The sequence below is a fragment of the Desulfospira joergensenii DSM 10085 genome, assembly GCF_000420085.1.
Classification (GTDB): Bacteria; Desulfobacterota; Desulfobacteria; order Desulfobacterales; family Desulfobacteraceae; genus Desulfospira; species Desulfospira joergensenii.
This window is the reverse complement of sequence record NZ_ATUG01000001.1, coordinates 181,186-200,173: the sequence shown is the minus strand read 5'-3', so window position 1 is coordinate 200,173 and position 18,988 is coordinate 181,186. Positions and strand designations below refer to the sequence as shown.

The 18,988-nt window shown below is 50.3% G+C and carries 20 protein-coding genes and 1 pseudogene; 9 read left to right on the top strand and 12 right to left on the bottom strand.

Annotation, left to right across the window (positions count from 1 at the left end):
* Positions 1–49: 49 nt before the first annotated feature.
* The 5 genes from F608_RS0100930 to F608_RS0100905 form a co-directional block, all read right to left on the bottom strand.
* A complete protein-coding gene (locus F608_RS0100930) occupies positions 50–976 on the bottom strand; it encodes a M23 family metallopeptidase (RefSeq protein WP_022663736.1) in 927 nt (308 codons plus the stop codon).
* Positions 977–1,438: 462 nt separating this feature from the next.
* Positions 1,439–2,212, bottom strand: coding sequence for an amino acid ABC transporter ATP-binding protein (locus F608_RS0100920; RefSeq protein WP_022663735.1), 774 nt, complete (start codon positions 2,210–2,212; stop codon positions 1,439–1,441).
* Between the two features lie 39 nt (positions 2,213–2,251).
* A complete protein-coding gene (locus F608_RS0100915; RefSeq protein WP_022663734.1) occupies positions 2,252–3,358 on the bottom strand; it encodes an amino acid ABC transporter permease in 1,107 nt (368 codons plus the stop codon).
* Between the two features lie 5 nt (positions 3,359–3,363).
* On the bottom strand, positions 3,364–4,542 hold the full coding sequence (locus F608_RS0100910) for an amino acid ABC transporter permease (protein WP_022663733.1): 1,179 nt from the start codon (positions 4,540–4,542) through the stop codon (positions 3,364–3,366).
* A gap of 71 nt (positions 4,543–4,613) precedes the next feature.
* A complete protein-coding gene (locus F608_RS0100905; protein WP_244154220.1) occupies positions 4,614–5,597 on the bottom strand; it encodes an amino acid ABC transporter substrate-binding protein in 984 nt (327 codons plus the stop codon).
* Positions 5,598–5,876: 279 nt separating this feature from the next.
* Here F608_RS0100905 and trhA point away from each other — a divergent pair, with 279 nt between their 5' ends.
* The 3 genes from trhA (at position 5,877) to F608_RS0100890 (ending at position 9,141) form a co-directional block, all read left to right on the top strand.
* Entirely contained in the window at positions 5,877–6,539 is a 663-nt protein-coding gene (trhA, locus tag F608_RS0100900) for a PAQR family membrane homeostasis protein TrhA (protein ID WP_022663731.1), read from the top strand.
* A 167-nt stretch (positions 6,540–6,706) separates the two neighbouring features.
* Positions 6,707–7,270, top strand: a complete 564-nt coding sequence (locus F608_RS0100895) for an NUDIX hydrolase (RefSeq protein ID WP_022663730.1) — start codon at positions 6,707–6,709, stop codon at positions 7,268–7,270.
* Between the two features lie 41 nt (positions 7,271–7,311).
* Complete coding sequence (locus F608_RS0100890; protein WP_022663729.1) at positions 7,312–9,141, top strand: M48 family metallopeptidase; 1,830 nt, start codon at positions 7,312–7,314, stop codon at positions 9,139–9,141.
* Between the two features lie 4 nt (positions 9,142–9,145).
* Here F608_RS0100890 and F608_RS0100885 read toward each other — a convergent pair whose 3' ends face one another.
* Both F608_RS0100885 and F608_RS0100880 read right to left on the bottom strand, forming a co-directional pair.
* Entirely contained in the window at positions 9,146–9,805 is a 660-nt protein-coding gene (locus F608_RS0100885; protein ID WP_022663728.1) for a hypothetical protein, read from the bottom strand.
* Positions 9,806–9,828: 23 nt separating this feature from the next.
* Positions 9,829–10,251 (bottom strand): iron-sulfur cluster assembly scaffold protein, encoded by a 423-nt coding sequence (locus F608_RS0100880; protein ID WP_022663727.1) that lies wholly within the window; start codon positions 10,249–10,251, stop codon positions 9,829–9,831.
* A gap of 244 nt (positions 10,252–10,495) precedes the next feature.
* Here F608_RS0100880 and F608_RS0100875 point away from each other — a divergent pair, with 244 nt between their 5' ends.
* Positions 10,496–10,786 carry a DUF6812 domain-containing protein gene (locus tag F608_RS0100875; RefSeq protein ID WP_153307426.1) on the top strand — a complete coding sequence of 97 codons (291 nt, stop codon included), beginning with the start codon at positions 10,496–10,498 and terminating at the stop codon, positions 10,784–10,786.
* A gap of 140 nt (positions 10,787–10,926) precedes the next feature.
* On the top strand, positions 10,927–11,157 hold the full coding sequence (locus F608_RS0100870) for a KH domain-containing protein (protein ID WP_022663725.1): 231 nt from the start codon (positions 10,927–10,929) through the stop codon (positions 11,155–11,157).
* A 44-nt stretch (positions 11,158–11,201) separates the two neighbouring features.
* Here the strand turns inward: F608_RS0100870 and F608_RS0100865 are convergent, their stop codons facing one another.
* On the bottom strand, positions 11,202–12,299 hold the full coding sequence (locus tag F608_RS0100865; protein WP_022663724.1) for an ABC transporter ATP-binding protein: 1,098 nt from the start codon (positions 12,297–12,299) through the stop codon (positions 11,202–11,204).
* Between the two features lie 217 nt (positions 12,300–12,516).
* Between F608_RS0100865 and ugpB the strand changes: the two genes are divergently transcribed.
* The 3 genes from ugpB to F608_RS0100850 are packed head-to-tail and all read left to right on the top strand — an operon-like array spanning position 12,517 to position 15,720.
* On the top strand, positions 12,517–13,845 hold the full coding sequence (ugpB, locus tag F608_RS0100860) for a sn-glycerol-3-phosphate ABC transporter substrate-binding protein UgpB (protein WP_027362335.1): 1,329 nt from the start codon (positions 12,517–12,519) through the stop codon (positions 13,843–13,845).
* A 54-nt stretch (positions 13,846–13,899) separates the two neighbouring features.
* The gene (locus tag F608_RS0100855) at positions 13,900–14,790 is read left to right on the top strand and encodes an ABC transporter permease subunit (protein ID WP_022663722.1); all 891 of its coding nucleotides are present in this window, start codon (positions 13,900–13,902) and stop codon (positions 14,788–14,790) included.
* Between the two features lie 3 nt (positions 14,791–14,793).
* Positions 14,794–15,720 carry an ABC transporter permease subunit gene (locus F608_RS0100850; RefSeq protein WP_022663721.1) on the top strand — a complete coding sequence of 309 codons (927 nt, stop codon included), beginning with the start codon at positions 14,794–14,796 and terminating at the stop codon, positions 15,718–15,720.
* Positions 15,721–15,722: 2 nt separating this feature from the next.
* Here the strand turns inward: F608_RS0100850 and F608_RS0100845 are convergent, their stop codons facing one another.
* The 3 genes and pseudogenes from F608_RS0100845 to surE all read right to left on the bottom strand — a co-directional run bounded on the left by F608_RS0100845 (position 15,723) and on the right by surE (position 17,779).
* Positions 15,723–16,907 (bottom strand): iron-containing alcohol dehydrogenase, encoded by a 1,185-nt coding sequence (locus F608_RS0100845; protein ID WP_022663720.1) that lies wholly within the window; start codon positions 16,905–16,907, stop codon positions 15,723–15,725.
* A gap of 20 nt (positions 16,908–16,927) precedes the next feature.
* Positions 16,928–17,008 (bottom strand): annotated as a pseudogene (locus F608_RS37280) (peroxiredoxin); the annotation flags it as partial.
* A 15-nt stretch (positions 17,009–17,023) separates the two neighbouring features.
* The gene (gene surE / locus F608_RS0100840; RefSeq protein ID WP_022663719.1) at positions 17,024–17,779 is read right to left on the bottom strand and encodes a 5'/3'-nucleotidase SurE; all 756 of its coding nucleotides are present in this window, start codon (positions 17,777–17,779) and stop codon (positions 17,024–17,026) included.
* 208 nt (positions 17,780–17,987) lie between these two features.
* Here surE and F608_RS0100835 point away from each other — a divergent pair, with 208 nt between their 5' ends.
* The gene (locus tag F608_RS0100835) at positions 17,988–18,395 is read left to right on the top strand and encodes a threonyl-tRNA synthetase editing domain-containing protein (protein ID WP_022663718.1); all 408 of its coding nucleotides are present in this window, start codon (positions 17,988–17,990) and stop codon (positions 18,393–18,395) included.
* A gap of 21 nt (positions 18,396–18,416) precedes the next feature.
* Here the strand turns inward: F608_RS0100835 and F608_RS0100830 are convergent, their stop codons facing one another.
* Positions 18,417–18,824 (bottom strand): hypothetical protein, encoded by a 408-nt coding sequence (locus tag F608_RS0100830; protein ID WP_027362334.1) that lies wholly within the window; start codon positions 18,822–18,824, stop codon positions 18,417–18,419.
* Positions 18,825–18,988: the final 164 nt, after the last annotated feature.

The window sequence follows — 18,988 nt, the reverse complement described above, 5'->3', positions numbered from 1 at the left end:
AGCAATATCATCCAAAAGAAGGAAATGCCTTAAATAAGGATTGGGGAAACTAATTCAGGATATATTTTAAGGGGTTAACCGGAAGGCCGTTGATGATGACTTCGTAGTGGACATGGGGGCCGGTGCTCTGGCCGGTGTTTCCCAAAAGAGCGATCACCTCGCCCCGTTTCACTCTTTGCCCCGGCTTGACCAGAATCTTCTTCAAATGTCCGTATTTGGTCGTTTTGCCGTACCCGTGGTCAAGGATGACCAGGTTGCCGATGTACATTTTCCGGCCTGCGTAGGAGACTCTTCCGTTTGCCGTGGAGATGATCTTGGTTCCTGTTTTATTGGCAATGTCCAGTCCGGAGTGAAAGGAGCGCTGGCCTGTAAACGGGGATTTTCTGTATCCAAATTTAGAGGTGATCCAGCCGTCAACCGGCCGGATGGAAGGGGTAGACGCCAAAAGGTTCTTTTTCTTTTCAAGCTGGGAAATCAGGCTGTTGAAGTCTGTTTTCTGATGCTTTGCCGCAAGGATGGTCTGGTTGACCTGGGTGTGCATTTCCCGCAGGAGGCTGTTGTGCTTTGCCTCCAGAGGAAGATCCGGATCCAGGTCGTTGAGGGGGATGCCGCCGATACCGATGAGACCGCTCTGGTCCCCTTTCTTCTGGATGTCGGCGATGAGTCTGACCCTGTCTTCCAGTTCGGACAGGACCGTCACCTGGTTTTTAAGGGAGTCAATGCTTTTGGCGAAACTCTGAATCTGCATGCGCTGGCTTTGAATCTCCGCTTCCCTGGCCTCGAGATTTTCGGCAAGGGATGCATTGTCGTAAGCCGCGCCTTTTAGCTGGTAATAATCATATCCCACCCATGAAAGCATGGGGAGACAACCCAGGACAATGAGGCTTAAAAACCATAAAAGATATGCAGGAAGGGAAATCTCTTTGATATCCGAGCTGGTGCCTGAATGAAACCATATTTTGATCCGTTTGCTCATTGTCCTTTCTCTTTAGTTATATATTGAGTTTATGTCAAGCATAATCTTACCTGATTCCGCAGGTAAAGTCTATCATTAAAGCCTTTTCCGGGCCGGGCCCAAGATTTAAAAGCAAAGTCTTGGACAATGGGGTAAACATACTTTACACAATAGCAAAACAACAGCAAAAACTGTTCCACAGGAATATAAGAACCATCGGCAGGAGTAGGGCCGGAATTTACTTTTGAATGAAAAATAAGCTGTCCAGGCCTGTGTTGACCGCTCACCATATGCTGTGGATATTTCGTCATATTTTTTTTGCATCATCATTGAAACGGTTAAAACAACAGACCCAACGGCAAAATTTGGGGATACTTCTGCCGCAGGATGTCATGAAATTGACAACCCTGTCCGTTTTTCATAATTTTTCCTGTCAAGGAGAACAGCCGCACTCCCGGGAAAGGGCTCCCGGATCGGCAGGGGCTAATGAAGAATCTGGCTTAAGAAGAGTTTTGTCCGTTCGCTCTGGGGGTTGTTAAAAAATGCCTGGGGTTCGTTTCCTTCGATGATCTCCCCTTCGTCCATGAAAAGGACCCTGTGGGCAACGCTTTTGGCAAACCCCATTTCATGGGTAACCACGATCATGGTCATCCCGTCCCGGGCCAGATTGATCATGACCTCCAGCACCTCTTTTACCATTTCCGGATCCAGGGCAGATGTGGGTTCGTCAAAGAGCATAATATTGGGTTTCATGCAGAGACTCCTGGCAATGGCCACCCTCTGCTGCTGCCCCCCGGAAAGTTGACCGGGGAATTTTTGTGCCTGTTCCGCAATCTGTACCTTTTCAAGGTAATACATGGCGGTTTCTTCGGCCTCTTTCTTGGGCACCTTTCTGACCCAGATGGGGCCTATGGTAAGGTTCTCAACAATGGTGAGATGGGGAAACAGATTAAAGTGCTGGAAAACCATTCCCACTTCGGACCGGACCTTTTCAATATTTTTCAAATCCTTTGTCAGCTCGATTCCGTCAACGATGATCTGTCCTTTTTGATGCTCTTCAAGCCTGTTGATACATCGGATGAGCGTGGATTTCCCCGAACCGGACGGGCCGCAGACCACAATTCTTTCGCTTTTTTTAACCTCCAGGTTAATGTCGTTTAAAACGTGGAAATCCCCGTACCACTTATGCATGTTGGAGATTTTAATGATGGTTTCCTGGTTCGAAACATCTACGGTATTGGTTTTTTCCTGGTTCATAACTCGTCGCTCAAAAAAATTTTGGTTTATTTACAATATTCATAACCCGGTATCCAGTTCCCTTTCCAGTTTCCGGCTGTAGTTGGACATGAAAAAACAGCACAAAAAGTAGATCAGGGCAATAAAAAGGTAGGCCTCTGCTGAAAATCCCATCCATTTGGGTTCGGACAATGTGGTCTGGGTAGTTTTCAGTAAATCGTATAATCCGATAATGACAACCAGGGAGGTGTCCTTAAAAGCCGATATCAGAATGCTGACAGAAGGCGGAATTACAATTTTTAATGCCTGGGGTAAAATGATCAGTCTCATGGTCTGGGAGTAATTTAGGCCGATGGAGTCAGCCGCTTCAAACTGCCCCTTGTTCATCCCCTGGAGCCCCCCCCGGACCACTTCGGCAATATAGGCGGCGGTAAAGATGATGATGGCCACCTGGGCCCGCAAAATCCCATTTATGGTGACCCCTTCGGGAAGAAACAGGGGAAAGACAACCGAAGACATGAACAATAGACTGATCAGGGGAACCCCCCGGATTAATTCAATGTAAAACACGCTAAAGGTTTTGATTACGGGCATTTTGGACTGCCGTCCCAGGGCCAGGATCACGCCCAGGGGATAGGCTGCGGTCAGGCCGAAAACCGAGAGCAGCAGCGTCAGGATCAGTCCGCCCCAGGTTTCAATTTCGACATGCTCCAGGCCGAAAATCCCCCCCCTGAGCAGGATACCCATCACAAAAAGAGAGATAATCCAGGCATACCCAAGATAGGCATTCCAATATTTCCGGTTCCGGCTGATAAAGAGGAGGGAGATCAATAAGGCGATGGCGCTTACAGGACGCCAGAGAATATGCTGGGGATAGAACCCGAACAGGATGATCTTGTAGTTGCTTGTGATAATGGACCAGCACGCGCCCGTGGCCTCCCTGCAGTTGGCGTCCGGATGCCAGCAGGCGTCCAGAAAGGCCCATTTGATAAAGGGAATCATTGTAAACCACAGGCCAGAGCCAATGACAAGGGTTAAAGCCGTGTTTAAGGGGGAGCTGAACAGGTTTTGTTTCATCCATCCCAGAACCCCCACACTGGCAATGGGGGGCTTGACGGTTTCTTTGCCCTTTTTTCCGGTTTCCGTGCCCATAAGATCCTGTTCCATATCCGTTATCTTTCCACCAGGGCCATTTTTTTATTGTACCAGTTCATGAAGGCGGAAGTGGATAAACTGAAGATGAGATATACGATCATGATTAATAAAACCCCCTCAATGGCCTGTCCGGTCTGGTTGATGGCTGTTCCTGCCACGGAAACGAAGTCCGGGTACCCGATGGCCACGGCCAGGGAGCTGTTTTTCGTCAGATTCAGCATCTGACTGGTCAGGGGCGGAATAATCACCCGGAGAGCCTGGGGAAGAATGATCAGGTTCAGCACCTGTCCGGGTCTCAGCCCGATGGCCATTGCCGCCTCGGTCTGACCCTTGGATACGGACTGAATGCCGGCACGGACCACCTCGGCCACAAAGGCGGCTGTATACAGGACAAGGCCCAGGAGCAGGGCAGTGAACTCAGGACTGACCGAGATTCCCCCTTTAAAATTAAACCCTTTTAAAACAGGGAGGTCCATTTCTGTGGGGGCGCCGCCGATCACCCAGCAGGCCAGGGGCAGTCCCAGAAGCAGGGCCACCGAGGTCCAGAAAACTGGAAATGGCTTGCCCGTGGAGTATTGTCTTTTTTGGGCCCATTTTTTGAGCAGAAAAATCAGAACAAGGGCGACCATCAGGGCAGCGGCAACATACTTGTATACAGGATGGGCCTCGGGGATGCCGAAGATAAGTCCCCGATTGCACAGAAACAGACCGCGAAAAGGGCTTACGGCTTGTCTGGGCGAGGGGAGCATCTCGTAAAAAAAAGCATACCAGAAAAAAAGCTGAAGCAGGACCGGGATGTCCTGGAACAGCTCAATATAGAATGCCGCACACTTATTGATCAGCCAGTTCTTTGACAGTCTTGCCACCCCGATAAAAGTCCCCAGAATCACCGTCAGGATGATCCCGATAAAGGATACCATCAGAGTATTTAAAAAGCCCACGGCAAGGGCCCGGGCATACCGGTCCGCCGCAGAATACTCGATCAGGGATTCCCCGATCTCAAAGGCGGCTTCATTGTTCAGGAATCCGAATCCCGTGGCAATGGACTGTTTTTCAAGGTTGGTCATGGTATTGGAAATCAGATACCATGCCACAAATGCAAAGAACAGGGCCGCTCCGACCTGGTAAAGCAGGGATCTCTTGTCCGGATCATACCAGAAGGAAATCGTTTCGGAAGTATGGGGTGATTGGGTCATTATATGATTTCAAAGATTGAAAAGAGCAGGGCGCAAAGCCGATTGCACCCTGCTCTTTTCATGGGTTGGATTTATTTGAACGGGGGAGAGTACATCAGTCCGCCATTGGTCCAGAGTGCGTTGAGCCCTCTTTCTATGCCCAACTGGGTGTTGACGCCGACGTTTCTTTCGAAAACCTCGCCGTAATTGCCCACCATTTTGATGATGTTATATGCAAATTTTTCATCCAGGCCCAGGGCTTTGCCGTTGCCGGGAGTGACGCCCAGAAACCTTTTGATTTTTGGATTGTCGCTCTTGAGCATTTGATCGACATTTTTGGAGGTAATGCCCAGTTCTTCGGCATTGATCAGAGCCAGAACCGTGTAGTTGACAATATCTTTCCACTGGTTGTCTCCGTGCCTGACGGCAGGGGCCAGAGGCTCCTTTGAGATGATGTCGGGAAGGATCATGTAATCACCGGGATTGGGTGCCACGGCCCGGGTCCCGGCAAGCTGGGACGCATCAGAGGTCAGGCAGTCGCACCGGCCGGCGAAAAAGGCCTTGGCCAGTTCTGCCGTATTCTCAATGACCACCGGATTCATCTTCATTCCGTTGGACCTGAAGTAATCGGCAACGTTGAGTTCCGTGGTGGTCCCGGGAAGAACGCATACGGTGGCTCCGTCCAGCTCCTTGGCGCTTTTGACGCCTAGTTTTTTGGGAATGAGAAATCCCTGGCCGTCGTAATAGTTGACCTGGGCAAAATCAAGACCAAGGGCGGTATCCCGGCTCAGGGTCTGGGTGCAGTTTCTAAATAAAACGTCGATTTCGCCGGACTGAAGGGCGGTAAATCTGGTCTTGGCGGTCAAGGGGGTGAATTTTAATTTATCCGGACTTCCGAATACGGCAGCGGAGACCGCCCGGGCACAGTCCACATCCAGGCCCTTCCAGACACCCTTTTCATCTGCCTTGCCAAAACCGAAGAGGCTTCCGTTTACGCCGACCTGGATAAATCCCTTGGCTTTGACATCCTCCAGAGTTCCTGCCACGGCAAAAGTTGACATTGCAAGAACAATCATGCAAACTGCTGAAATTTTTAACAACTTCATAGGTAATCCCCTCCATTTCCTTGAATTAAGTGATTGCGGTACTTCCAACGAATTGTTTGTTTTTATAACATGATATTTAAAACCTCTGTCACTATTAGCACAACAGGAAAATTTATCAAGCTCTTTCTGGAAATAAAGCAAGGGTTTTCGCCTGCAGATCCGAAGATGCAACAACAGGATTTGGTTAGAATAATGTAAAACTTTTATCAAAGCGTTGAATATTTTTTCAAATCAGGCTTAAGTCCTTTTATGTGCGCATGTTCAAAAATTTTCCGGGAGCCCGTAAACACCATCACCCACATGGCAGGAGCCCTGGGGTCAGTGGCCGCCCTTACCCTGATGATCGTGTTTGCGGCCTTCCGGGCCGATGCCTGGCATATCGTCTCCTTTTCCATATTCGGGTCTAGCCTGATCCTGATGTATACGGCAAGTTTTCTCTATCATGGGCTGAGGATTTCCGATAAAGGCCTGGGGATCCTTCGCCGGATCGACCATATCATGATTTTCATGGTCATTGCCGGATCCTATACTCCCCTCTGCCTGGTCCCCTTGCGGGGTCCCTGGGGCTGGAGCCTTTTCGGAACCGTATGGGGGATCGCCCTGGCCGGTATCGTCCTTAAGATCTGCTGCATGAACGTGCCCAGGTGGATCTCCACCCTGATCTACCTCACCATGGGATGGCTGTGCGTCATTGCCGTTTTTCCCCTGGTCCGGACCCTTGAGCCCGGCGGCCTGGCCTGGCTGGCGGCAGGGGGCCTGTTCTACTCCGGGGGGGCCCTGGTCTATGCCCTGAAAAAACCAAATCTTTTCAGGGGCCTGTTTGGGTTCCATGAAATCTGGCACCTGTTCGTTCTTCTGGGCAGTGCCTGCCATTTCTGGCTGGCGTTCCGGTATCTCATGTATGTGGCTTAGCCAAAAGTCAAAAGGCCAAAGCTGAAAGCCTTATTCGCTTTAACTGTCCGGATTATCAAATCCCTACGATGTATTCATTTGATTCTTATTTCATTGACTGGCAATTTGTTTTTCCATACTTATCTTGGAATGAGGATTGATTGAATATCTTTGTCAAAGGAGTAAAAATGAGGATTACCCGGGTCGAAAAGATCACCGATCTCAAACACTTAAATCTTTTCTCCATGGAATACCGGGACAGAAAGGAGCAGGAAAAAACCTGGGTTTATGCGTCCCGAAAAAAGATTGCTCCGGACCCGGACAGAGCCGATGCAGTGGTGGTGGTGCCCTTCCATGTCCGGGAAGAAAAGCTGGTGGTCATAAAGGAGTTCCGGGTGGTCCTGGGCGGTTATCAGTACGGGTTCCCGGCAGGGCTGGTGGACCCGGGAGAGGACCTTATCCAGGCCGGAAAAAGAGAGCTGTTTGAAGAGACCGGACTGAAACTGACCCGGGTCCTGGGGAAGAGCCCTCCGGTATATTCTTCGTCGGGAATGACCGATGAATCGGTAAGCCTGATCCATGCTGAATGCGAGGGCGCACCGAGTTCCAGGTTCAATGAAGATTCTGAAGATATCGAGGTAATGATGCTGTCCAGGGAGGAAGCCGGAAGCCTGATAAAAGAGCCCGGCCTGAAGTTTGATGTGAAAACCTGGATCATCTTGAATACCTATGCGTCAAAGGGAATATTATAACTCATAAGGAAGAATGGGAAATTTACCCATAAGGACTTGTTTTGTTTTCAAATTTTTTATATTTTCTCATCGCCCTGGTGATCTACACCTCTTCCGAACTTTTTGACGGGCCCGACAGGGTGAATCCCATGGGGCTGGTCTACAGCCTGGCCCTGGTTCTGGCGTTTGCCCTGGTTTGCCGGTTTTCTTTCCAGCGTCTTGAAAAAAGGGCTGCCGGGATCGGCCCAGCCGGCCTGGACCATCGCATCAACATCCTCATGTCCAGGCTCTCCATTACCGCCCTGGCCATGTTTGCCCTGAATATCTATGTATTTAGGTTGAATCTTCTTGTCTTGGATCTGTCCCTGTTCAAAACGATTCCCACCCTGGCCGCGGTTCTTTTTCTGGGGCTGTTTCTTTTTTATCTCGTGATGATCTGGAATTGGGCCTACGGGGTACAAAGAGGCTTTTTTTCAGGAGGCGTGACCAAAAGGGAATTTATCCGTTCCAATATATCCTTCTGCCTTCCCGCATTGCTGCCCTGGTTCTGTCTCTCTTTATTCGCAGACATGATCCGGTTTCTTCCCTTTCAGGCAGTAAAGGATTCTCTGAATACCACGGCCGGGGAGATCGGCTATATTCTGGTGTTTCTGATCGTCGTGTCCGTGTTCGGACCGGTGTTGATCCAAAGGCTGTGGAACTGCTCTCCCCTGGAATCCGGGCTTTCACGGGATCTCATCGAGAGAGTCTGCCGAAAGGCCGGACTCAAATATGCAGACATCCTTAAATGGGAGCTTTTCGGAGGGACCATGATCACAGCCGGGGTCATGGGCCTGGTGGGCAGATTCAGATACATCCTGGTGACTCCGGCCCTGCTCAACTCCCTGGAAGAGGAAGAGATCGAATCTGTGATCCTCCACGAAATCGGACATGTCCAGAGGCATCACATGCTATTTTATCTGATGTTTTTTGCCGGATTTATTGCCTGTAATTTTGTCTTTTTTGAACCGGTTATGCTGCTTCTTTATTTGGCAGGCCCCCTGTATGATGGATTTGCTTTACTGGGGGTGGAAAAGGGGAATGCCCATGCCTTGATGATCACCGCTTTTCTGATTTTCTGTTTTGTCCTCTATTTCAGGTTCGGTTTCGGTTTTTTTATGAGAAACTTTGAACGCCAGGCCGATATCCACGTCTACAGATTCAAACCCGACGCATCAGCCATGATTTCAACCTTTAAGAAAATCGCATTTTTAAGCGGTCAGTCCATGGATAAACCCAATTGGCATCACTTCAGCATCGGTCAGAGGATCCGGTTTCTGGAGAAGTGCCAGACTGAGCCTGAACGGGTGGGGCTTCACCATAACCGGGTGAAAAAACTGATCCTGGGATATCTTGGGCTGGTGTTCCTGGTTTTCTTTGCCGGATACAGCATCAATTACGGGTTTGCCAGGGAAGGATTTTCACAGTTTATCACCCAGCAAGTCCTGTTCCAGGAGCTGAAAGTAGATCCGGATAATTCAGATCTTTACGTATTTGTGGGGGATTACCACTATGATAAAAAAGCCTATGAAAAGGCTGTGGAAGCCTATGAAAATGTAATCCGGATAGACCGGGAAAATATCCACGCATTGAACAATCTTGCCTGGCTCCTGGCCACCTGTCCGGACAGGAAATTCAGAAATTATGAACAGGCCCTTGACCTGGCGTCCAGGGCGTTGGCCCTCAAGAAAGAGGCCTTTATCCTGGATACCTATGCAGAGGCTCTGTTTGTGAACAACCGGGTTGACGAAGCCATCCTGGCTGCCAAAGAGGCCCTTGCCATCAGCGACTCGAAAAAATCCTATTATCAGGAGCAGGTAGAGCGGTTTGAGGGGCTCCAGGCAGCCATGTGACGTTTTATAGCCCGATGGGGATAAAGGCCGTGGTGGCAGCCGTATGGACAACCTTAGTGATCAACCGGCCGGACTGGGACGAGACAATGAGGGCCATGGTGTCCTGGAGGGAGATAAGTTTCCCAAAGAGGCGTTCAAAGCTCAGGTTCTTAACAGGCCCGTCGATTTGGTTGGTTTCCAGAACCAGTCTGCCGTCGGGCAGGATCCTGTTTTTAATCCGCCATACAAAGATCTCAATATTCCGGGCGCTGTTGTAAAGGCTCTGCTCATCCAGAAAGTCAACCATATAGAGTTCGCATCTGCCGGAATAGGACTTGAAAATCATGGTATAGAGGCCGTACATCATGGCAAAGATCCGGTCCCCGGGGTAGTCCGGTTCAAATCCAAGCAGGATGGCGTCGATGCTCTCCTTCCGGTCAAGTTCTGAAGATTCCGCCCCGGGCGGGCACTGGAATATCCTCCGGACCTGGGCGTCAACGCTTGCCCCGGGGGTTTTCTTCAGCTCGGCCGGGTTCATCTTATACAGCTTTCGGGTGAGGGATTCCAATAGGGCGGTGGCCTCCTTGATATGGACGTCCGCCACCACGTCTATGTCGGCCTTTGCCAGATTTTGGATCCGGAACCGGGAATCTGTCCCGCATCCGCCCAGGAGCAGGGCCGGCAAAAGGAGCAGGAGGAGGGCGGTTCTTATTTGTTTCCGGATTTTAACTCTTGGATCCCCTGGTGCATGGTTTTGACGGCCAGCTGGATACAATGATGCTTTTTTTCCGGAATGTTTTCAAGGGCTTGAAAGACATCGCCGTCATTTACCCCAAGGGCATGGTCAAGGCTTTGCCCCTTTACCAGGTCCACTGCGGCCATGGCAGCGGAAATGGCCCCTGCGCAGCCGGTGATTTCATATCGGACATCTTCAATGATTTCATTGTCGTCCACCTTGAGGTAGATCTTCATTATATCACCGCAGGAACCGATCTTTTCCGACACCTGACTTGCATTCTCTATGTGCCCCATATATTTTTTTTCAAGAAAATAGTCGATGGCAGGTGCTCCGTATCCGGCATCGGCAAGCATTTTTCGTTCAGATTCCCTGGATGTGATTTCAGTGACCACTTGTTCTTCCTTTTGTTTTAGCGCTCTTGGTTATCTCAATCTTTTACCGGATTCTGGGGCAAAAGATCTGCTTTAAAAACGTATCGCTTCTTAAAATAATAGATATCTTTTTTATGTCAAGCGAAATGGTGTCAATCTGATATAAAATAGCGGTGACCAGGAAAATTTCCTTGACAGGATTTTAAAAATAAAGTCATTAATGTATCATAATACAAATCAGCAGATCCTTTTCCCGAGGGCATTTATGGAACCAGGTCAATACCCCTTTCCGGAACCGAATGGTTCAAGACCGATAAAATCCAGAATAGTGCGTCTAAAGCTCATTGACGGAACCTTAGTCAGCGGTCAGGTCAATATCAATCAGGAATACGGGTATGACCGGCTTTCAGATCTGCTGTCCAGCCGGAAAGAATCCTTTCTGGTCCTGTTTAAGGTGGCGGTTTACGATGAAAAATCCGGAAGTCCCGTAAAACACGAGACCCTTTTTATCAATAAAAGGCAGATTATCTGGGCGGAACCGGATGATCAAAAATAAAACTTGTGATTTAAGAGCGTTATGGTATGCTTGGAAAATCAGGAATACCGACTTAGGTCTTGCAGATCAATTTTCATTACGCATGGTTGTTAGCATTATATTGTATATTCACCTTGGCAGAAAGAAAAGGAGATCCCGCTATGAAAGAGTTGATCGAGTACATTGCTCAGGCACTGGTTGACAATCCCCAGGAGGTTGACGTGCAGGAAATCAAGGCCCAGCAGACCCTGGTTCTTGAGCTAAGGGTGGCAAAAGAGGATCTGGGAAAAGTCATCGGGAAAAAAGGCAGGACAGCCCAGGCCATGCGGACCATTCTATCCTGTGCCTCAGCCAAAGAGCAAAAAAGGGTGATTCTTGAAATCGTTGAATGATTTGAATTCAAGGTTTTCGAAACCAATCCAATAACCGGTATTTTTTAATATATTACCCGGGTGGACTCTGCATCAAACAGATGCATTTCATTCAGATTGAGTGAGAGTTTCAGCGGGTCTCCCGGGGATACAATTCGTCTTCCTTCGCATTTCGACAAAAATTTTATTCCCTGAATCGTCACATGGAGGTGGGTCTCGTTTCCCAGGGGCTCGACCACCAGGACTTCAGCCTCAATATGCCAGGATCGTTCCGACGAATCTTCCTCCTGGGCAGGAACGATCTCTTCGGCCCGGATTCCCATGATCACTTCCCTGCCCAATGTCAGTTCCGTGCCGGGTTTCTCCGGGATGGGGATGGTCAGGCCGGAATCAAACTCCAGGTGAAGTCTGCCGGGCCGGCCCATGATTTTTGCCTCTAGCAGATTCATGGGAGGGGTCCCGATAAATCCGGCTACAAAGGTGTTGGCCGGGTGGGCGAAAAGTTCCAGGGGCGATCCCACCTGCTCAATGATCCCGTCCTTTAAAACAACGATCCGGTCGGCCAGGGTCATGGCCTCCACCTGGTCATGGGTGACGTAGATGATCGTGGAGTCCACCCGCCGGTGGAGCAGTTTGATTTCCGCCCGCATCTGAATCCTGAGCTTGGCGTCCAGGTTAGACAGAGGTTCGTCAAACAGGAAAATGGAAGGTTTCCGGACCATGGCCCGTCCCATGGCTACCCTCTGGCGCTGCCCCCCGGACAATTCGTGGGGTTTTCGTAGAAGAAGATCTTCCAGTCCCAGGATGGTTGCGGTTTCCTCCACCCTCTGCTGGATTTCCTGTTTCGGCGTCTTTGACAGTTTTAATCCAAAGGACATATTGTCCAGGACATTCATATGGGGGTAAAGGGCGTAGTTCTGAAACACCATGGCAAGTCCCCTGTCCTTGGGGGCAATGTCATTGACCACCTGCCCATTGATACTGATGGTCCCGGAAGATATTTCCTCCAGCCCGGCCACCATTCTGAGCAGGGTGGACTTGCCGCACCCGGAGGGTCCGACCAGAACCAGAAATTCCTTGTCCTTCACATCCAGATTGACACTGTGGATAACTTCGGTTTTGCCATATTTTTTGATTACATTCTCAAATTTGAGTTCTGCCATCTCATTCCTTTGGTTTAAGATTGGGTAATCAGAATTTTGGGTTGTTCAGAGGTTATAAACAAAATTTGACACGATTGAAATATTTTTTTTAAAACTCAATTTAACCTTGACTCCCCAAGTCAATCCGACTAAAAATCAAGAATCTGGAGTAAATTTCAGTTGCGAAACAATGACCATTGATCGATCCACAGTAAATTTTGTCAAGGAGGGAATCAAAATGAAAGCGTCCAGGTTTTTAGTGTTATTGATCGTTGTTATCGGTCTGGCATTCCCAATGTCAGCCTTTGCAAAGCCGATTACCATTAACTGGTGGCATGCCATGAGAAGCGCCAGGGGGGAAGTGGCCGCAAAAATGATTGCGGATTTCAACGCGTCCCAGTCGGATTACAGGGTCGTGGGAACCTTTAAGGGAAATTACGATGAAACCATGAATGCCGGCGTGGCCGCTTTCCGGGCCAAAAAACAGCCCCACATTCTCCAGGTGTTTGAAGTGGGAACCCAGACCATGATGCTGTCCGGAGCCATATATCCTGTGTTTGAGCTCATGAAGGATGCCGGGATAGATGTGGACTGGTCCAATTATCTCCAGGCAGTCCTGTCCTATTACATGAACGCCGACGGCAACCTCATGTCCATGCCGTTCAACTCCTCAACCCCTATCATGTACTATAACGTGGATATGTTTAAAAAGGCCGGGATTGAACCCCTTTCCAAATCCGAGCCCATTACCTGGGACGAACTGGGCAGGATCACCAAAATCATCGTGGATAAGGGCATTGCCCCGGCCGGTATGGTGACGGCATGGCAGTCATGGGTCCAGATTGAAAACTATTCGGCCATTCACAACCTGCCCTTTGCCAGCAAGTCCAACGGCTATGAAGGTCTGGACTGTGAGCTGGAGATCAACAATCCCAAGGTTGTCAATCATATTACAAGACTCAAATCCTGGGCCGATGACAAACGGTTCATGTACGGGGGACAAAAATACCAGGGCCCGAAATCCGAGTTCATCGCCCAGAATGCAGCCGTATACATGGATTCCATTTCCGGCATCGCCAAACTCAAAAAAGCGGTCAAGGATTTTACCTGGGATACCGCCCCCCTTCCCGTGGAAGCCTGGATGAAAAAACCCCAGAACTCCATTATCGGCGGGGCATCCCTCTGGGTTCTCCAGGGGCATTCCAAGGAGGAGTACAAGGGTGTGGCCAAATTTCTCGAATTCCTGGCAACCAATGAGATGCAGGAATACTGGCATAAGGAAACCGGGTATTTCCCCATTACCCTCAATGCCTATAACTCCTTGAAAGAAAAAGGGTATTTTGATGCCAATCCCTTCCAGGAAGTGGGTATCAACCAGCTGAACCGGGCCATTCCCACCAAGATCTCCCGGGGTCTGCGTCTGGGATACTTTGTCCAGATCCGGAACATCATCAACGAGGAGCTTGAGCTGGTCTGGAACGGATCAAAATCTCCCCAGAAAGCCCTGGATGATGCTGTATCCAGGAGCAATGCCCAGTTAAGGGCCTTTGAGAAAACTTATCAATAAACCCATGTAAAGAAAGGGCGCCGGGAGGTTTGTTCCCGGTGCCCGGTTTCAACTATGATCAAGCGCGCCCATTTTAAATCCAGAACCCTGCCCTATATCCTGATCCTTCCCCAGTTGGTGGTGACCCTGACCTTTTTTTACTGGCCGGCCATCCAGGGAATCATCCAGTCTTTTCTCCTGAGTGATCCCTTTGGCAGACAGTCCAAATTTGTCTGGTTCTACAATTATCTGGAGCTGTTCAAGGACCCCCTTTATCTGAAATCCATCGGCATCACCATCGTATTCAGCATTGCCACGGCCGCGGTATCCATTTCCTTGGGCCTGCTGATCGCCTCCATGGCCAATCGGGCGCTTAAGGCCAAGGCCCTGGTCAGGACCCTGCTGATCTGGCCCTATGCCGTAGCCCCGGCCATTTCCGGGATTATGTGGCTGTTCTTGCTCCACCCCTCTTACGGGGTGGTGGCCCTGGCGATCAAAAAATGGCTGGGAGTCGACTGGAACCCGGTACTCAACGGGACCGACGCCATGATTATGATCGTCATGGCCAGTGCCTGGAAAGAGGTTTCCTATAATTTCGTATTTTTCATGGCCGGTATGCAGGCCGTGCCCAAATCCCTGATTGAGGCCTCGGCCATTGACGGGGCAGGGCCCTTCAGGAGATTCTGGACCATTACCATGCCCCTGCTGGCCCCGACCTTTTTCTTTTTATCGGTCATGAATATCATCTACTCGTTTTTTGAGACATTCGGCATCATCCACACCGTCACCCAGGGAGGGCCGGGCGGGTCCACAAATATCCTGGTGTACAAGGTCTACCAGGACGGATTCGTGGGCCTCAACCTGGGCTCTTCCTCGGCCCAGTCCGTGGTGCTCATGTCCCTGATCATATTCATCACCTTCATGCAGTTCAGATTTGTTGAAAAGAAAGTCCATTACAGCGGATAAACCATGGTAGAAAAAACACCCATACTCGATACACTGACCTATGCCTTTCTGATGCTGGGAATTTTCATCGTCGGATTTCCCATTATCTACAGCCTTATTGCCGCCACCCAGCCCCTTTCCGAAGTGTCCAAGGTGCCCATGCCTCTGATTCCCGGAGACCAGTTCTGGGTGAATATGAGGGAAGCCTGGAGCCGGGGAAATCTGGGAACCCAGATATTCAACTCCTTTGTCATGGCCTCGGGCATCACCCTGGGAAAGATCGCTGTTTCCATGATCGGGGCCTTTTCCATTGTTTATTTTGACTACAGGTTCCGCAAGATCGCCTTTGCCTCTGTGTTCTGTACCCTGATGCTGCCTGTGGAAGTCAGGATCCTGCCCACCTACGAGGTGGCGGCCAATGTCCTAAGCCCTCTCCAGCCGGTATGGGATTTTCTGCATATGGACGGTCTTATTTCCTGGTTTGCCGGCCACGGCCACGATATGAGCATCACTCTGGACTGGAGCCTGCTGGACTCCTATACCGGACTGATCCTGCCCCTGGTGGCCTCTGCCACCTGCACCTTTTTGTTCCGTCAATTCTTCCTGACCGTTCCCGAGGAGTTGTGCGAGGCAGCCAAGATAGACGGTGCAACGCCCATGACCTTTTTCAGGAAGATCCTGTTTCCCTTGTCCAAGACCAATATTGCGGCCCTGGTGGTCATCGAATTTGTCTACGGGTACAACCAGTACCTGTGGCCCCTGCTGGTCACCACCAATCCCAAGATGACCACAGCCGTCATCGGGCTCCAGAACCTTATCCCCCAGGCCGACGATCTTCCCGAGTGGAACATTGCCCTGGGCGCTGCCGTCCTGGTCATGCTGCCGCCCATTCTGGTGGTGCTCTTCATGCAGAGGTGGTTTGTCAAAGGATTGATCGAAAAAGAGAAATAAGCTTAGAGCCTGGCCCGGATAATCTCTGCCAGATCTCTGTCAGACAAGGGGACGGGATTGTTTTTGAGTCCGGTTGATTTGACGATGGATTCAATATCAGATGTCTGCACACCGAATTCGCCGAGTCTGGGAATTTCAAGTTTTCCTGTCCAATCCTCCAGAATGCGGATCAATACCCCGGCTCCCTTGGCAGGGTCTTCCGGTAAACCGGAATCTTCAGATCCCTGGATCAATGACCCGGCCCGGGCATATTTGAGAAGACCCGGGATTTCATTCCTGCGGATCAGAACATCGATGTTCTTCCGGGTGGTTTGAGCCACCAGGGTACCGCAGACCACGCCATGGGGGATGTCAAACCTTCCCCCCAGGACCGAGGCAAATCCGTGAACCACCCCAAGGCCTGCATTTGCCAGGACCAGGCCCGAAACATAGGATGCATAGCTTAGATTTGTCCGGACTTTGATATCGCCCGGAGTCTCCAGGACCGCCCGGACCAGGGAGTCGCCCAGATGCTCCAGTCCCGAGGCGGCAAGGGCGTCGGTCATGGGGCCGGCCTTTGTGGAGACAAAGGCCTCCAGAAGCTGGGTCAGCGCGTCCATGCCGCAGGCAGACGTAATCCGGGCAGGACAGTCCAGGGTCAGCTCCGGATCCACCAGGGCAATGTCCGGGATGAAATGGTCATGGCGGAGGGATTTTTTGTATCCTTCAGGCCCCACCTGGCTGAGCACTGCGTTTTTGGTGGCCTCGCTGCCGGTTCCGGAAGTGGTGGGCACGGCAATAAAGGGAATCTTTCTTCCGTTGTGTGTTCTTGAGCCCACACCTTCAAGAAACTCCATGACCGAGTCTTTTGGGGAACAGGGGAGCATGGCCGATACTGCCTTGCCTGCATCCAGAACGCTTCCCCCTCCGATGGCCGCGACACAATGGATGTTTTTACGGCGGAATTGCTCCGTGATGGTGTCCACAAGGCCGGGAGAGGGCTCCGCTTTTACCCGGGCCAGGGTAAAGCAGAGAGCATTTTTTTCCAGACTCTGCTTCAACTCCTTCCAGGAAGGACTTTCCATAAAAGAGGCCCTGCCGGTCAGAACCAGCAGGTTCTGCCCGTAACGGGCAGCCAGTTCCGGCAGAAGGTTGAGCCTGCCCGGTCCGAAGATCAGGTGCGGGTTTGAAGAAAAATCAAAATTCATAAAGTTTGCGTCTAATCCGTCTAATCAAAGGCCATTTCAGTCTTCCATTCCTTCCATACATTGCCCACCAAGTCCGGACCCGGATTCAGGGTCTTTTTCCCGGCATCCCGGTATCTTTACAGATTCTGACTCAGGAAGTCCAGCCCGCCCAGGGCCTGATTATCTGTGGTGTCACACCGGATGGGGGTGATGGAGATGGAATGATCCAATACCGCATGGATATCCGTGCCCGGTTCGGCCTGGCCGTTATTTCCCCCTCCGTACCAGAAATAGGGTCGGTTCTTGGGGTCGATCCTCCGGTCAAATTCCCTGGACAGGTTGTTCAGGGACTGGCGGGTGATTTCTACCCGGTTCACCTGAGCCATGGGGATATCCGGTCCGTTAACGTTCAGAAAGGTTCCTGGGGAGAGTTTCAGATCCGGCCACTTGCTGACCAGTCCCAGGGTGAATCCGGCCATCCCCTGATAATCCATGACCTTCCCCTGCACCAGGGATACGGCCATGCCGGGCAGGCCGTTTAATACACCTTCCCTGGCCGCGGAGGCTGTTCCCGAGTAGTTGATGTCAATGCCCAGGTTTCCGCCGGCATTGATTCCGGATATCACCAGATCCGGCGGGGTTTCAAAGATCTCAAACAATCCCAGTTTAACGCAGTCGGCCGGAGTGCCGGTGACCGCGTATCCTTTGCCGCTGCTCTCCAGATCAACCTTTTTAATGCGCAATGGAGAATTCAGAGTGATCCCATGGCTTACCGCGCTTTTTTCCGTATCAGGAGCGATCAGGACAACCTCATGATCCTCAGTAAGGGCTTTGTATAAAGCCTGGATTCCAGGCGCCTTGTATCCATCATCATTGGTCAGAAGAATTCTCATTATTTTCCCTACAATTTATATACATCAACCCCTTAAGGCTTATCATAAACAGGGAACCATTTCATCCTTAAATTTTTCTGAAACAGGAATATACTAATTGGCGTCCTGCACAGGAAAGAGATTTAAAAAACTTGCCCAAATTTACAAAATGTGATTGATGCAGGGGAAGAATAGGTCTTGATTCAACGCTGAAACCCCGGGAGGGATAGTGAAAGTATTATTCTGGTATTGCGACCGGTTTGCCTGGACCCCGACCCTGAAAACCCTGGATCAGGTTCCTGATTCCCAACCCGATGAATTTACAGATACCGTGGTCGCCTTTGTTCACGTGGAGCCCAAGGACCTTGAAACGGGAAGTTCCGCCGAAACCAAGCTTCTGAAAAACGCCAAATGGCTGGCCCGCAAATGGGATGTGGAGAAGATCCTTTTGCACTCCTTTACCCATCTTGCCCGGGAAAAGGCAGATCCGGGCCGGGCAAAAGCTCTTCTGGACCGGGCCGAAGCCAGGCTCAGCAAAGCCGGATATCAGGCGTCCCAGACCGCCTATGGGTATTTCAATGATCTGAGCATGGAGGCCAGGGGCCACCCCCTGGCCCGGATTTTCAAGGAATTCTGATCCGGTCAGAGCGGATTTTCCCTATCTGCCCCGGATCTGCTCAAATGCCCAAAGGTCGCAGGCAGTCTCCTTTTTCTGGCCCCATTTGTTTTTGATGTGGGCGATCTCATGCAGAACCAAATGTTCAAGAAAAAGCATGGAATTGGATGCAAAGAGTCTATTTGCGTGATCTGCCAACCCGGGATGGACCATGGAGCTTTCCCGTTTCATCATTGCCAGAATCACACTCAACTGCTCGGTTATGCTTATGGTTTTTGGGAAGAGAATTCTATCCCTCCTGCCGGGAGAGCCCCACTTTGAAAGCCCGATCCGATTTCCGATATCGCTCCGGGACTCTACGAGGATTAACTCGGCATTCACGTATCTTGCGATGATCTTTTCTATGAAGTCTTTATGACGCGTTAAATATAGATGGCTTAGATTCTCCATCGGTTCATTATTTCATAATCCTCTTATTTTTCAAACGGAAATTTGATGTGAAAGATTAGGTATATCATATTGTCTGATGTTCACCGGTTCGTGTTTTTGTTTATAATGGGAAATCAGATTTTTTCTTTATTTGAGGGAGTTCGACATGATTAAAGGGCTGTGAT

Bases quoted from the DNA above. Each gene is read 5' to 3' on its own strand.
- F608_RS0100930 (WP_022663736.1), bottom strand. From the start codon at position 976: ATGAGCAAACGGATCAAAATATGGTTTCATTCAGGCACCAGCTCGGAT.
- F608_RS0100920 (WP_022663735.1), bottom strand. From the start codon at position 2,212: ATGAACCAGGAAAAAACCAATACCGTAGATGTTTCGAACCAGGAAACC.
- F608_RS0100915 (WP_022663734.1), bottom strand. From the start codon at position 3,358: ATGGAACAGGATCTTATGGGCACGGAAACCGGAAAAAAGGGCAAAGAA.
- F608_RS0100910 (WP_022663733.1), bottom strand. From the start codon at position 4,542: ATGACCCAATCACCCCATACTTCCGAAACGATTTCCTTCTGGTATGAT.
- F608_RS0100905 (WP_244154220.1), bottom strand. From the start codon at position 5,597: ATGATTGTTCTTGCAATGTCAACTTTTGCCGTGGCAGGAACTCTGGAG.
- trhA (WP_022663731.1), top strand. From the start codon at position 5,877: ATGTGCGCATGTTCAAAAATTTTCCGGGAGCCCGTAAACACCATCACC.
- F608_RS0100895 (WP_022663730.1), top strand. From the start codon at position 6,707: ATGAGGATTACCCGGGTCGAAAAGATCACCGATCTCAAACACTTAAAT.
- F608_RS0100875 (WP_153307426.1), top strand. From the start codon at position 10,496: ATGGAACCAGGTCAATACCCCTTTCCGGAACCGAATGGTTCAAGACCG.
- F608_RS0100870 (WP_022663725.1), top strand. From the start codon at position 10,927: ATGAAAGAGTTGATCGAGTACATTGCTCAGGCACTGGTTGACAATCCC.
- F608_RS0100865 (WP_022663724.1), bottom strand. From the start codon at position 12,299: ATGGCAGAACTCAAATTTGAGAATGTAATCAAAAAATATGGCAAAACC.
- ugpB (WP_027362335.1), top strand. From the start codon at position 12,517: ATGAAAGCGTCCAGGTTTTTAGTGTTATTGATCGTTGTTATCGGTCTG.
- F608_RS0100855 (WP_022663722.1), top strand. From the start codon at position 13,900: ATGATCAAGCGCGCCCATTTTAAATCCAGAACCCTGCCCTATATCCTG.
- F608_RS0100850 (WP_022663721.1), top strand. From the start codon at position 14,794: ATGGTAGAAAAAACACCCATACTCGATACACTGACCTATGCCTTTCTG.
- F608_RS0100845 (WP_022663720.1), bottom strand. From the start codon at position 16,907: ATGAATTTTGATTTTTCTTCAAACCCGCACCTGATCTTCGGACCGGGC.
- surE (WP_022663719.1), bottom strand. From the start codon at position 17,779: ATGAGAATTCTTCTGACCAATGATGATGGATACAAGGCGCCTGGAATC.
- F608_RS0100830 (WP_027362334.1), bottom strand. From the start codon at position 18,824: ATGGAGAATCTAAGCCATCTATATTTAACGCGTCATAAAGACTTCATA.